The sequence below is a fragment of the Cytobacillus sp. Bac17 genome (genome assembly GCF_024519925.1).
Classification (GTDB): Bacteria; Bacillota; Bacilli; order Bacillales; family Cytobacillaceae; genus Cytobacillus; species Cytobacillus pseudoceanisediminis.
This window is the reverse complement of sequence record NZ_JALJRC010000013.1, coordinates 74,839-89,748: the sequence shown is the minus strand read 5'-3', so window position 1 is coordinate 89,748 and position 14,910 is coordinate 74,839. Positions and strand designations below refer to the sequence as shown.

At 40.1% G+C, this 14,910-nt stretch carries 10 protein-coding genes; 5 read left to right on the top strand and 5 right to left on the bottom strand.

Annotation, left to right across the window (positions count from 1 at the left end; all coding sequences use genetic code 11):
* Positions 1-230: 230 nt before the first annotated feature.
* The 5 genes from ald to NR125_RS16160 all read right to left on the bottom strand — a co-directional run bounded on the left by ald (position 231) and on the right by NR125_RS16160 (position 7,167).
* Positions 231-1,364, bottom strand: a complete 1,134-nt coding sequence (ald, locus tag NR125_RS16180; protein ID WP_019383360.1) for an alanine dehydrogenase — start codon at positions 1,362-1,364, stop codon at positions 231-233.
* 14 nt (positions 1,365-1,378) lie between these two features.
* The gene (locus tag NR125_RS16175) at positions 1,379-2,812 is read right to left on the bottom strand and encodes an aldehyde dehydrogenase family protein (protein WP_192908720.1); all 1,434 of its coding nucleotides are present in this window, start codon (positions 2,810-2,812) and stop codon (positions 1,379-1,381) included.
* 65 nt (positions 2,813-2,877) lie between these two features.
* Positions 2,878-4,191, bottom strand: a complete 1,314-nt coding sequence (locus NR125_RS16170) for an aminotransferase family protein (RefSeq protein ID WP_071158366.1) — start codon at positions 4,189-4,191, stop codon at positions 2,878-2,880.
* A 233-nt stretch (positions 4,192-4,424) separates the two neighbouring features.
* On the bottom strand, positions 4,425-5,522 hold the full coding sequence (gene aguA / locus NR125_RS16165) for an agmatine deiminase (RefSeq protein ID WP_009334078.1): 1,098 nt from the start codon (positions 5,520-5,522) through the stop codon (positions 4,425-4,427).
* 253 nt (positions 5,523-5,775) lie between these two features.
* Positions 5,776-7,167 (bottom strand): sigma-54 interaction domain-containing protein, encoded by a 1,392-nt coding sequence (locus NR125_RS16160; protein WP_071158365.1) that lies wholly within the window; start codon positions 7,165-7,167, stop codon positions 5,776-5,778.
* Positions 7,168-7,351: 184 nt separating this feature from the next.
* Here NR125_RS16160 and NR125_RS16155 point away from each other — a divergent pair, with 184 nt between their 5' ends.
* The 5 genes from NR125_RS16155 (at position 7,352) to NR125_RS16135 (ending at position 14,883) form a co-directional block, all read left to right on the top strand.
* Positions 7,352-8,590, top strand: a complete 1,239-nt coding sequence (locus tag NR125_RS16155) for a M20 family metallo-hydrolase (RefSeq protein WP_071158364.1) — start codon at positions 7,352-7,354, stop codon at positions 8,588-8,590.
* Between the two features lie 56 nt (positions 8,591-8,646).
* Entirely contained in the window at positions 8,647-10,047 is a 1,401-nt protein-coding gene (locus NR125_RS16150; RefSeq protein ID WP_256815705.1) for an aminotransferase family protein, read from the top strand.
* 27 nt (positions 10,048-10,074) lie between these two features.
* Positions 10,075-11,556: an aldehyde dehydrogenase family protein gene (locus NR125_RS16145; RefSeq protein WP_071158360.1), complete on the top strand. Its 1,482-nt coding sequence runs from the start codon at positions 10,075-10,077 to the stop codon at positions 11,554-11,556.
* A 108-nt stretch (positions 11,557-11,664) separates the two neighbouring features.
* Entirely contained in the window at positions 11,665-13,002 is a 1,338-nt protein-coding gene (locus NR125_RS16140; RefSeq protein WP_256815703.1) for an APC family permease, read from the top strand.
* Between the two features lie 69 nt (positions 13,003-13,071).
* Positions 13,072-14,883 (top strand): amidohydrolase, encoded by a 1,812-nt coding sequence (locus NR125_RS16135; protein ID WP_256815701.1) that lies wholly within the window; start codon positions 13,072-13,074, stop codon positions 14,881-14,883.
* Positions 14,884-14,910: the final 27 nt, after the last annotated feature.

The following is a 14,910-nucleotide window of genomic DNA, read 5'->3' as shown; positions in this document are numbered from 1 at the left end:
TAGAAGAGTCCATACTTATTAATGGTGATGGAGCTAATACTGTTTAATAGAAGAGGAAGAGAAGATAGTGTTTCTCCGAGAAAAGGAATATCTTCTAAGATGAAAATGGCGGAAAACGGGAATGCAGACATTTTGTCAGCGTTCATCCGCCAAACATTAAGAGAGCCTGACTTATATGCCAGGCTAATGTTTAAAAAAATGGAACAAATCTAAATGGATTAAGCGGCTTCCTAATTATTAACTTCCTCTTTGGCTAATATTTTCATCGGTTGGACATATTCATAGCCGAGATCGTTTGCTACAGCTTTATAGGTGACTTCACCATTAATGGTGTTCAGTCCTGCTGCAAGAGCTGGATTTTCAATCAATGCTTTCTTTACACCTTTATTGGCAATTTGCAGCGCGTATGGAACTGTCACATTTGTAAGGGCGATAGTTGATGTTTGCGGAACAGCTCCCGGCATGTTTGCCACAGCATAATGGATAACACCATGCTTAATATATGTTGGGTTATCATGAGTAGTGACTCTGTCAGCTGTCTCAATAATACCTCCTTGGTCAACGGCGACATCAACAACTACAGATCCTACCTCCATTGATTTAATCATTTCTTCCGTCACTAGTTTCGGTGCCTTCGAGCCTGGGATGAGTACAGCTCCAATCACTAAATCGGAATCTGCAACCGCCTTGGCAATGTTAAAAGGATTAGACATAAGTGTTTGGATTTGGCTGCCAAAAATATCATCGATTTGGCGCAAGCGATCTGGGCTTAAATCGATGATTGTTACATCAGCACCCAGACCCATTGCGATTTTTGCAGCATTTGTTCCTGCAACGCCACCGCCAATGACGGTAACCTTTCCTCTCTTAACGCCTGGTACACCAGAAAGAAGAATTCCTTTCCCGCCTTTCGTTTTCTCTAGAAGCTGTGCACCAATTTGGGCGGACATTCTTCCAGCTACTTCACTCATTGGAGTAAGCAGCGGCAGCGTATTTCCTGCTTGTACTGTTTCATATGCGATAGCTGTTACTTCATTTTCCACCAGTGCTCTTGTCAGTTCAGGTTCTGCTGCTAAATGCAGGTAAGTAAATAAAATAAGGCCTTTTCGGAAATACTTGTATTCACTTGAAATAGGTTCCTTGACCTTCATAATCATTTCTGCATTTGCCCAAACCTTCGCTGCGGCTGATTCAATAGAGGCACCAACCTCTTGATAGAACTCGTCCCTAAATCCACTCCCAAGTCCCGCTCCACTCTCGATCACTACCGTATGTCCAGCATTAACCAGGCTCATAGCACCGGCTGGGGTTAGAGCTACCCGATTCTCATTATTTTTAATTTCCCTCGGTACTCCAATAATCATTTAAATAACCTCCATTAATCATTATTATTAAAGATTACTAGCTTGAGCTCAGTCATTTCCTCGATGGCATATTTAATCCCTTCACGTCCAATGCCGCTTTCTTTTACACCGCCATAAGGCATGTGGTCAACACGGAAGGTGGGTATATCATTAATGAGGACTCCGCCAACATGCAATTTCTTTGATGCCTGTAAAGCAGTGTGAATATTATCTGTATAAATGCCAGCCTGCAGCCCATAACGGGAATCATTAACAAAATCAATCGCTTCCTCAACACAGTTGACCTTGTTTATTAAAACAATTGGAGCGAAAACCTCCTGACATGACACCTTAGATGCTGGATTCACACCTAGTAAAACAGTAGGGAGGAGGATATTACCTTCACTGGCTCCGCCTGCAGCAACGATTGCCCCATTTTGTTTTGCCTCTGAAATCCATTCAAGGGTTCTTTCCACTTCCTTAGGATTAATTAAAGCAGAAACATCTGTGTCAGGATTTAAAGGATCTCCAGCTTTCAATTGTTGTGCTGCTTTAACAAATTTTTCAACGAAGCTGGTGTAGCTATCCTTATGGACATAAATTCTCTGAAGGGAAATACAAACCTGACCCTGATAACTGAAGGCTCCTTCTACACAGCGCTTAATGATTTTGTCGATATCAATATTTTTATCTACAATGAGTGCAGCGTTAGATCCCAGTTCCAGTGTGACATGTTTTAATCCCGCTTTATTCCTGATGCCGATTCCGACCTCGGGGCTGCCCGTAAAAGTAATTTTCTTCACTCGATCATCTGATATCAGCTTTTCACCTATGACCGGGCCACTTCCTGTTACTACATTCAAAGCACCTGGCGGCAGCCCGGCTTTTTGCATAAGTTCAGCAAGAAAATAGGCCGAAATGGGCGTCTGGCCTGCTGGCTTTAATACGACTGTATTTCCAGCGGCAATTGCAGGTCCAACCTTATGGGCAACGAGATTCATCGGAAAGTTAAAAGGAGTAATGGCTCCGATAACTCCAAGTGGTTCTTTTACAGTGTAAGCGAATCTCCCTTCACCGCCTGGAGCTGCATCCAGCGGGATTGTTTCTCCGCTAATTCTTTTAGCTTCCTCAGCAGCAAATTTGTAAGTTTGAATCGTTCTTGCCACTTCTCCTTTAGCGGTTTTTAGCGGCTTCGCCGCCTCTAAAGAAAGAATTTCAGCAGCTTGATCAAAGTGCGCTTCAAATAGGCCTGCGAGGTTTTCAAGGATTTTTGCCCGCTTATGGCTTGGCATTTCAGACATAATCGTTCTCGCCTTGTATGCAGCTTCTATAGCGGAATTGACTTCTTCCACTGTTGCACTTGGGATTTCTGCGATCAGTTCTTTGCTATAAGGAGAGAATAGGGGGTTATAATGTTTTGCTTTTGCCCACTCTCCATTGATAAACAGGTGATATTTTTTCATAAGCATATAACCTCCAAATTTTTGAACAAGATTAATTACTTTTTAAAAAAGTCCAGTTCTGAAATAAAAGTCTACACTTTTTGCTCTATTTGATAGATGGCATGATGGATAATTTCTACTAAACGATCAATCTCCTGCTTATTAATTGAAAGAGGGGGGGCCAATACAAGTATATCCATCTTATCGAATACAACAGATCGGCAAATGAGTCCCTGTTTGGCTGCCTCATTGACAATCAGAGGGGCTAGGGGTCCCGCTGCCGATTGTTGGCTATTTAATTCAATAGCTCCCATAAGCCCTAACGCCCTGACATTTTTAACAATCTCTCTCTCTCCTTGGATCCATCTAAAGCCCTTGAGCATTTCTGCACCCATATTTTTGGCGTTCTCAATTAAGTTTTCATTTTCAATTATTTCAATATTCTTCAGTGCTACTGCGCATGCCATTGGATGACCGCTATAAGTATAGCCATGCAGGAGTGTGCCAGTTGATAATCGTTTAAAATCTTCATATATCTTTTCAGAGAGGACCACTCCGCCAAGCTGTGCATATCCACTAGTGACTCCTTTTGCAAAACACATTAAATCGGGGGCAACACCATAATGCTCAATTCCAAAGTATTTTCCTGTCCGCCCAAATCCGGTAATGACTTCATCCGTGATAAAAAGAATATTGTATTTATCACAAATATTTCTTACATTTTTAAAATACTCCTCAGGAGCAATATGAACTCCTCCAGCTCCTTGTACGGGCTCTGCAATAAAGGCAGCAATTGTATCAGGTCCTTCAGATATTACGGCTTCTTCAAACGCTTTTGCCGAAAAATTATCCGTATGATAAAAATCCGGTGCCAAGGAATTAGTGAAATCCCTGAAAGGCTTTAGGCCTGTTGCGCTGGTTGCCCCCATTGCAACCCCATGGTAGGACTTTATTCGGGAAATTATTTTCTTTTTCTCAGGCTGCCCTTTTAAAATCCAATAATGTCTTGCTAACTTATAAGCGGTATCATTGGCCTCTGATCCCCCAGAAGTAAAAAAGGTGGCATTTAAATCCCCAGGTGTGACCTCTGCTATTTTAGCAGCTAATCGAATAGCTGGTTCATTGCTAAATGTCGCGAAGCTGGAGCTAAAAGCCAGCTTATTCATTTGTTCCATGGCAGCAATACCCAGCTCTTTTCGCCCATGTCCAATATTTACATTCCAAAGAGAGGACATTCCATCAATAACCTTTTTCCCATGAACATCTTCGAGATATATGCCGTCTCCTTTTGTAAAAATATAGGCAGGGCCATTTTCCTGCTGTTGTTGAATAGGGGATGTAGGATGCATGAAATGCTTTTTGTCCAATTCCGCCAATTCTTGATAAGTAAGTTCATTTGCGATCATTATCATTCTCACCTCATACTTTAAATTTAAGTTTCTAAAAAGAACATAATGGCTTTCTTCTTACATCTAATTACAATGCAAGGATTGTGCCAAATATTATATGTAAGCCATTTTTTCCGGGGAACACACAAAAAAAGAGCTGAATTAAAATTCAGCTCGAGTTTTTTTAAAAATAAGAGTATAAGTTTTCACGAGTATTAAAAATGCTTAGTTCTATGACGCTTTAGCTTTTCTTATGGCCACGGCTGCTGCTGAGTGATGCAATGAATGTTTCCTCCGCCAACTGACACCTCACGAGTGTTAACCGTAACAATTTGCCGGTCCGGGAACATTCTTTGAAAAGCGGCGACAGCATGCTCATCCTGGGGATCATTAAATGTTGGCAAAATAACTCCACCGTTACATAAATAACAATTAATATAAGTAGAAATAAAGGTCACGTGTGTTGACCGTTCGTAACTATGTCTGGAGTAATCAATTTCAAAACTTTCAGCTTCGCTTAATGTTATTTGTTTCGGCATTTGTATTTTGTGTATTTTTAGTTTTCTGCCTTTTGCATCTGTTGCATCCTTCAGCCGTTCGTATGCATCCTGAAGCACTTCATACTGAGGATGAATCGGGTCATCTGTCCAGCTCATGGCAATTTCACCAGGCTTAACAAAAAATAAAACCTCGTCCACATGCCCATCTGTTTCATCTCCGACCAGCCCATCCTTTAACCAGATGATCTTTTCTACATTCAGGAATTCAGAAAGTCTTTCTTCTACCTCTTCTTTTGTTAAATTTTTATTTCGGTTTTTATTTAAAACACACTGTTCGGTAGTAATTAGCGTGCCTTCACCATCCACGGTTATAGCGCCGCCTTCTAAAACAAATTCTGTTGCATCGTACCGGCTTATATGCTCGATCTCTAATACTTTTCGTTTTACTTGGAGATCTAAATCCCAAGGGAAATATAAACCCTCTTCAATTCCTCCCCAGGCATTAAACCCCCAGTCAATCCCGCGCACCTCACCTTGATCATTTTTCACAAAGGTTGGACCAATATCTCTCATCCAGGCATCGTTAGAGGAAATTTCAATTACGCGGATATGTTCAGGTAAAAGGGCGCGGGCATTTTCGAATTGTTCCGGTCTTACACACATGGTAACAGGTTCAAATTGGGCAATCGCTTTTGCAACTTCGACATATACCCTTTGAGCAGGCTTAGCTCCAGCTCTCCACGTATCCGTTCTGACTGGCCAAAGCATCCAGGTCCCCTTATGTTTTTCAAATTCTCCCGGCATTCTAAAACCGTCTTTTTTTGGTGTTCCATTCATTGTTAATACCATGTTTTATCCCCCTAAACTCAGTAATTCATCGTAATTATTGACAGAGCCTTTATATAAAGAAAGCAGCGATGCTTTAAAAAACTCCCTCCTTAAACTGTATTTACTAGGTTTCTGTTGCAAGTTCCATGCCAAGATTAAGAAGAGAATTTTAAATGCTTATATCCAATTTTTTTCGTTTTCTAAGCCTTTGGTAAATTTGTTTTTCGAATAAATGAACCGATTTCGAATCAATTCATGTTTTAGTTTATGTAACTTATAAATTATATTTTTGCAGTCTTCTTATCAAGGAGGATTGTGTTATTCCAAGTGCTTTGGCGGCTTTCCTGGTGGAGTTATGTTCTTTTTGGGCATCAATAATCAGCTTTTTTTCAATTTCCTCGATATAACTAGGAAGACTTTGGCCATTTAGTTTGGGAGGAAACGCACTTTCCTTCTTCTGAACCTCTCTTAATACCTTTTCCGATAAGTCGCTTTTATCAATTATTTCTGACTTTGCAGTGACAACTAAACGTTCGATCATGTTCTCTAATTCACGAATATTACCAGGCCAGCTATAATTCTGCAGATAATCAACCAGCTCTTTTCCTAAGACAGTGGACTTTCGATATTTTGTTTTGAAAAGTTCAAGGTAATGAAAAACAAGAGGAATAATATCATCCTTTCTTTCTCTTAGCGCCGGGATTTGAATTGAAACAACGTTCAATCTATAATATAAATCCTCTCTGAATCGCTTTTCTTGGACCATTTCCAGAAGGCTTTGATGGGTAGCGGTAATAATCCGTACATCTACCTGTTTTAATTCGGTGGAACCAATAGGAAAAAATGACTTTTCCTGAACCAATTGAAGAAGCTTGGGCTGCAGAGTTAAAGGCAGTTCCCCGATTTCGTCAAGAAAAAGGGTACCTCCATTTGCCTTCTCAACTAATCCGATTTTCCCGCTATTGTTTGCTCCGGTGAATGCTCCTTTCTTGTATCCAAATAATTCTGATTCCAGCAGAGTTTCAGGAATTGCTCCACAATTTATTTGAATAAACGGTTTATCGGTTCGGTTGCTCCTTCTGTGAATCATTGATGCAATCATGCTTTTCCCGACCCCAGTCTCTCCGGTTAAGAGGATGGTTACGTCTAATGATGCAATTCTCCCGATTAAATCCAAAATTTCCTCATGTTTTTTGCTATTGCCAATAATGATGTGATTGTTTTTCTTTTCTGATTCCTTGACCTTCATTTCCTGGAGTTCATCCCAATACTTTTGGAGAAGTATTTCCGCTTTTTCCAGCTGAAGGGAGGACCTGACAGTATCCGTTATATCCTTAACATTGACCAGGACATACTGGGTCTTATCTTCTTTTATTTCAACAAAATAGCCAGTTGCTAAGTATTGTCGCCCTTTAGAGGTTTGAACCTTTGTCACGGTCTCTCTTTTTTCTAACACAATATTTGTAATGGACGGGGTGAATAAGCCGTCTTTTTCAAGATCAGATACACTTCTTCCGATAACCTTAGAGCGCGGTGCTCCCATTTGCTTTGAACTAGTGTCATTAATCCATAGAGCGATGCCATTATGGTCAGCTATAAAAATCCCATCTTTTAAATGATTAAACATATGATGAAAATGTTTATCTTCAAAAAACTTTTTGCTCATATTAAGCCCCCAAAGTATGATCGATAGAGTTTGATTCGTTTTCGATTCAAAATGAACCGGAATTGGTTCGAAATAATTACTATATTATTAATTTTCAGATTAATAGTCAAATAAATATTGATATTTAGGATGATTTTCACTTTGGCATAAAAATTGCATTAAAAATAGTTGAGGAGGTAAGTAAATGGAAACTACGAAACTCATGGTTAATAGAAAACGCCTGCTTGATACGATTAATGTAAGTTCTTCCATTGGAGCGTTAGAAAATGGAGGATTAAATCGGCTGGCTTTAACAGAAGAAGATAAAAAGATGAGAAATATATTTGTTAAATGGCTGCAGGAAGAGAAGCTGGACGTACGAGTTGACGACCTTGGAAATATTTACGGAAGGAGAAAAGGAAAGTTTAATGATAGTCCAGCTGTTGCAATTGGATCTCATTTAGATACACAGCCCTGCGGCGGAAGGTTTGACGGAATCCTGGGTGTTTTAACCGCCTTGGAGGTCGTCCGTACATTAAACGAAAATAATATTGAAACTGATTATCCAATTGAAATTGTTAATTTTACTAATGAAGAAGGTGCCCGTTTTGAGCCTCCGATGCTTGGATCAGGCGGTGTTGCAGGTGAATTTACAACAGACTTTATCTATAACACAAAGGATAATGAGAACATTTCGTTCCAGGAGGCATTAAAAAAAATTCAATACATGGGAGACGAAAAGCACAGATTAAGAGATATAAAATACTTTATCGAGCTCCATGTGGAACAAGGTCCCATTCTTGAAAAAAACAACAAGTTAATTGGAATTGTCGAAGGAATTCAAGGAATAAGCTGGCTGAATGTAAAGGTAGTAGGAGAGACAAATCACGCTGGGCCTACTCCGATGGAAGACCGAAAGGATGCCTTGGCACCTTCAGCTAAAATGGTTACCAAAGTATATGAAATAACAAATGAAATAGAAGGTTTGAAAACGACAGTAGGAAAACTTAATGTCAAACCGAATATTACGAATGTTATACCTGGTGAAGTAGAGTTCATGATTGACGTGCGGCACAAGGATGATGAGATTAGAGCTGGTACAATTGATAGACTAAGAGAGCAGTTAGGCACAATTGCGGTAATGAATAATGTTGAAGTTACGATTTCAACAGATTGGAATTCGGATGCTGTGCTATTTTCCTCCGAAGTTATGGATGCAATTAGTGAAGCTGCAGGCGTGTTGGGATATTCCACTTTAAGATTATTTAGCGGTCCAGGACATGATGCAAAATATATAAGTAAAATGGCCGACACCGGGATGATTTTTTTACCCAGTATTAACGGGATTAGCCATAATGAAAAAGAATTGACTTTAGAGGACGACATTGAGAAGGGTGCAAATGTCCTTCTGAACACGATTCTAAAGCTTGCAAGGGCTCATTAACTTTTATTTATTTAATTGGCTTTTTAAAACTATTTTAACTGGAGGCATGTTTGAAAATGAACCAAAATCAAACAATTATGAATGGAAAAAACGAATTGCTGGCAAGTGAACTTTCCGCTTTAGATCGCAGGCATCTCCTTCATCCATCTACGAATCCAAAATTACAGGCGCAAACAGGCCCAAAACTTATTTTTACAGGTGGAGAGGGAATTTATCTCCATGACATGAGCGGCAAAAAATATATTGATGGAGTTTCCATGCTGTGGAATGTAAATTTAGGGCATGGAAATAAGGAAATGGCTGAAGCTGCCTATAATCAGATGGTAAATGTTGCGTATGCTTCGGCATTTTATGGCTATGCAAATGAACCAACTGTTCGCTTGGCTGAAAAAATTGCTTCATTAACACCGGGAGATTTAAATACCGTTTTCTTCACTTCCGGTGGATCGGAATCAAATGATACGGCCTTTAAATTATCCAGGTTTTATTGGCAATTGCAGGGATACACCGAAAAAAGAACGATTATTTCATTAAAGAGAGGGTATCACGGTGTAACAGTTTCTGCACAAAGGGCAACTGGTATAGAGGTTTACCGTGAATTCTCGGGATCTACTGACCCGGATATCGTGAATGCAAAAGCTCATTTAACAGAGTGTGAACTTGGTGACACGAACCATCCAGAGTATGAGGGATGTATTAGAAGCATCATTGAAAAATTAGGAAAAGATAAGGTTGCAGCTGTTATTGTAGAGCCAATCCAAGGAGCTGGCGGAGTCCATATTCCTCCTGATGGCTATCTTCAGGCTGTTAGAAAATTATGTGATGAGCTTGATATCCACCTTATAACAGACGAGGTTATCTGTGGTTTTGGACGTACAGGAAAAATGTTCGGGGTAGATCATTGGGATGTTGTTCCGGACTTTATGTCAATCGCAAAGGGGATAACCAGCGGGTACATTCAACTTGGCGGTGTGGTCATGAGAGAAAAAATCAGAGATGCCTTTACATCATATGACGGCATGCTTGCGCATGGATTCACTTACAGCGGGCATCCGACAGCTTGTGCAGTGGGATTAAAAAATATTGAAATTTTAGAACGAGATGGTCTTATTGAAAAAGCCCGGATATTGGGAGAACGATTAGAGAAGGGGCTTCTTTATTTAGAAGACAAATATGAATTTGTATCAGGGTCAAGAGTGAAGGGTTTATTGGCTGGTTTTGATTTAATGAAGGATCCAGATCAAAATATTCCTTTTGATGAATCTGTAAAAGCATCGGTTAGTGTGGTAGATGAAGCATATCAAAGGGGCTTATTGATTAGGCCATTTGATTTTGAACCAGGGATGAACATTGTTGCGATTGCTCCTCCTTTTATCACTAGTGATAATGAGTTGGAACGAATTATCCATATTGTAGATGATTCTTTAGCAGCCTTTTCAAAAAAGGTCACAAAATAATTTGAGTAAGCAAGGAGGAAGATCCGGATGGTTGGCAATACGGTGGAATTGCACCCCAAAGTGATAGAATTTTTAAAAGAACCAAAAAAACTATTTATCAATGGAGAATGGGTTGAGTCCATTGAAGGAGATACAATTCAAACGATAAATCCTGCTACAGGAGAAGAGTTAGCTATTGTATATGCTGCGTCAGAAAAGGATGTTCATTTAGCTGCCGAAGCGGCTTCAAGGGCATTTGAAGAGGGACCCTGGCCGAATATTTCCTCTGCAGAAAGATCTAAGCTCATGCATAAACTGGCTGATTTAATGGAACGGGACATGCAGGTGCTGGCAGAGCTTGATACATTAGACAATGGGAAGCCCATTAAAGAAATGTTAACTGGCGATCTCCCTAATGCAATCGAACAGCTAAGATATTTTGCAGGCTGGACGACAAAGATGACTGGACAGACCATTCCTATTTCAACAACTCATTTAAACTATACTCACCATGAGCCAGTCGGTGTGGTTGGGCAGATTATTCCGTGGAATTTTCCCATCATGATGGCCCTATGGAAAATAGCTCCCGCTCTTGCAACAGGCTGTACTATTATATTAAAACCTGCAGAACAAACACCTTTATCAGCTTTATATTTAGCTAAGTTAATAGAGGAAGCAGGTTTCCCAAAAGGGGTTGTCAACATTCTTAATGGCTATGGAAAAATAGCCGGAAATGCGCTTGTTAAACATCCAAAGGTAAATAAAATTGCTTTCACTGGTTCAACACCTGTTGGTCGAGCCATTATGAAAGAAGCTGCAAACACGATGAAACGAGTAACCTTGGAGCTTGGAGGCAAATCACCAAATATTATTTTGCCTGATGCGGATCTGGATAAAGCGATACCAGGTGTATTTTCCGGGATTATGGCAAATCAAGGTCAAGTATGCTGCGCGGGCTCAAGAGTGTTTATACCAGATCATCTTTATAACCAGGTAATGGATAGACTGGTAGATTATGCAGAAAAGGTAAAACTGGGTAATGGTTTGGATGAGTCAACAGAAATGGGTCCACTCGTCTCTAAAAGACAGCAGGAAATTGTAGCATCCTATATAGAAAAGGGGATAAAAGAAGGTGCAAATCTTCTAATAGGCGGAAAAAGCTTAGACAAAGGCTATTTTGTTCAGCCAACCGTATTTGCTGATGTACAGGATGAAATGTCTATAGCCAGAGAAGAGATTTTCGGTCCAGTTGCAGCTGCGATGCCATATAAGAGTATCGATGAAGTTGTAGAACGCGCCAACTGCAGCCCATACGGATTGGCAGCAGGATTGTGGACGGAAAATTTAAAACATGCCCATACTATTTCAAGAAAATTAAAGGCTGGTACTGTGTGGGTTAATTGCTATAATATCACCAACGCAGCTGCACCTTTTGGAGGATATAAAGAATCCGGATTTGGCCGCGAGATGGGGTCATATGCATTAAATAGCTACACGGAAGTAAAGAGTGTATGGGTTAACTTAGAGTAATTAGCCTTACTTAATGGCCTTCAATAAATAGAATGTTAATCGAAGGCTGTTAGGTAAAATTCTTCTCGAAATGAAAGCGGATTCAATATAGAGGGAAAGGGTGTTTATATGGATGATACGAATCAACTTCAGCGAAGGTTGAAATTAAAGCATGTTGTCGCAATTGGAATTGCTTATATGTCTCCATTTGCTGTATTTGATACTTTCGGAATTGCTTCGGATGTATCCTCAGGGCATGTGCCGGCAGCATATATTATCGTTTTTACTGCAATCCTTTTTACGGCTTTGAGCTATGGAAAGTTAGTTAAGAAATACCCAACGGCAGGTTCAGTTTATACTTATACAAAAAATATTTTGAACCCATATTTGGGAATAATCGCTGGCTGGATCACTTTTCTTGCTTATTTAGCTTTGCCAATGATCAATGCCTTATTGGCCAAAATCTATTTATCTGCTGCCTTGCCAGAGGTTCCCGATTGGATTTGGATTGTGGGGTTAATTCTTGTCATTAGTATTTTAAATATTTTTGGAGTAAAGCTGGCAGCTTCATTAAATATGCTGCTCGTTGCTTTCCAGTTTATTGTCGGAGTCCTCTTCATTTACCTTAATGTAAGATCAATTATTAAAGGACCCGAATCTTTAATTTCTATTAGTGAATTATTTCCGTCCAGTATGGGAATTTCCGGTCTATTTGCCGGTGCTGCACTTCTGGCTTTATCCTTTATCGGTTTTGATGCAATCACTACACTTTCGGAGGAGACGATTGAACCGAAAAAGACAATCCCAAGGGCGATTATTTTAGTAGCTTCAATAGGGGGAATCTTCTTCTTTACGGTAACTTTCTTCATGCAGTCCCTTTTTCCTGATGTATCTGTGTTTAATGATATCGAAGGAGCCTCTCCAGAGATCGCCTATACCATTGGAGGAAATCTTTTCTTATCTATTTTCACAGCTGGCGCATTATTTTCAGTATTTGCTTCCGGCTTAGCAGCTCAAGTAAGTGCATCAAGGCTGTTATATGCTATGGGCAGAGATAACGTTTTACCTAAAGGGTTCTTTGGGTATCTTCATCCTAATTTAAATACACCGGTCCCAAATATTCTATTTATTGGGCTTCTGGCGCTTTCCTCTCTTTTTCTGGATTTAACAATGGCAACATCACTTATAAATGTAGGGGCATTTACGGCATTTAGCTTTGTTAATATTTGTGTGATTGCAAATTATTTTAAAACCAATACAAAACGTACGATTGGATTCACCTTTGGAAACTTCATCGGCCCCCTGGTTGGACTTGGTTTCATTATATACCTATGGAGCAGCCTGGATTTTATGTCCATTATTGCAGGATTAATATGGACTTTACTCGGTATCGTTTATTTAATTATATCAACCGGCTTCTTTAGTAAAGAACCCCCAAAGATCGACTTTGAAGAGTTAGAGATGTAGCATCAACGTTTTGATTTTTTTATAGTAGTGTGTCTGAAACATCCCTAAACAATAAGGAGTGAAATGTCGATGAATAATAGATTGCGTAACAAGTTGTGGTTTTTGATTTTCATCCGTATTCCATTAATGCTCATACTTGGTGCCTGTACTGAAAAATCAGATGTAACCGCCAAAAAGGACACAAATTCTTCTGATAAAAAGGACGTGGAGGCATCTCATGATCATGCCTCACTTGTACTTAAAAATGGGAAGGTTTACACCATGGAAGAAGATCAGCCGCTTGCTGAAGCAGTTGCAATTAAAGATGGAGAAATCCAGTTTGTAGGAAGCAGTTCTGACGCGGAAAAATATGTGGGGGAGGATACTGAGGTAATTGATCTGGAAGGAAAGATGGTATCTCCTGGTTTTATGGATGGTCATACTCACCCGCCAGGTTTATGGACCTCCAAGCTTTTTGAAGTATATCTAGCAGAGCTTGAAAGCCATGAAGAATATGTCCAAGCAGTCGCTGATTTTAGGGAGAAAAATCCTAAGGCCAAAATCATTACTGGGGATGGATGGGTGAACGGTCCGTATGAACAGGCGGATGGTACCAACCCAGGCCCTAAGAAAGAGGATTTGGATGCAGTTGTTTCGGATATACCTGTTATGCTTTACTCTATCGACAAACACTCAGTATGGGTAAATTCAAAAGCGCTGGAGATTGCCGGAATTACCAAGGATACAGTGGTTCCTAAGGGTGGTATGATTGAGCGTAATCCTGACGGTTCTCCCCGGGGTGTGCTGCGGGAAGGAGCAATGGATTTGCTCGCAGATGTCCAGGCGCTGTCTAACTTAACGGATGAACAATATAAAGAGGCAATATTAGAATTTCAAAAAGAAATGCATAGCTTTGGTATGACAGGAGTCATGAATATGTCAGGCGGTGATAGAAGTTTAAAAGTACTGAATGAATTAGAAAAAGAGGGGAAGCTGACCATGCGGGTCGCCAATGCAATTGTATTTGGACCGGAAACTCAACCGGAAGAAGCGGTTGCGAAAATACAGGATGCTGGTAAAAAGTACAATTCAGATTGGCTTTCAGTGAACACCGTAAAATTATTTGCTGATGGAGTGACTGAAGGGAAAACAGCCCTCTTTGTTGAACCATATACCAAGAATGCCGGAATGGGATCCCACCACCACGGTGATGCGAATTGGAAAGAGGATACTTTTAATAAGATGGTCTCAAAGCTAGATAAGGAAGATATACAAGTACACATTCACGCAATCGGCGATGGGGCAGTTAAAATGGGCCTTGATGCCCTGGAATTGGCAAAGAAAGAAAATGAAGAGCACAATTCCCGCCACACGATTACTCATATCAGTGCGATTCAGGATAGTGACATCTCCCGTATGGCGAATTTAGGTGTTATTGCGAGCTTGCAGCCTTTTTGGTTTTACAAAGATCAGTACTATGACTTGGAAAAGGCCATGATAGGGGAGAAACGTGCATTAGCCATGTATCCGGCTAGAGAAATGTGGGATGCCGGAGTAACGATTGCCAGCAGCAGCGATTATCCGCCTACCCCTGATTATCGCCCATTGAACGCAATAGAAACAGGAGCTACAAGAAATAGTCCTTATCCAGAAGAGCAAGATACTGATTTGGTTCGCAACCTTGATCAAGCTCTTACTGTAAAGGAAATGCTGCAGTCATACACAAAGAATGTTGCTTATCAAATATATCGCGAAAATGACTTAGGCTCACTTAAAGCTGGGAAGAAAGCGGATATGGTTGTTCTTGGAGAGGATCTGACCAATATTGAACCAAAAAATATATCTGAAACCTCTATTGTTTACACGATAGTTGATGGGAAGATTGTATTTAAAGGGGAATAAAATAGAGGTTCAAATTAAATATAGCTG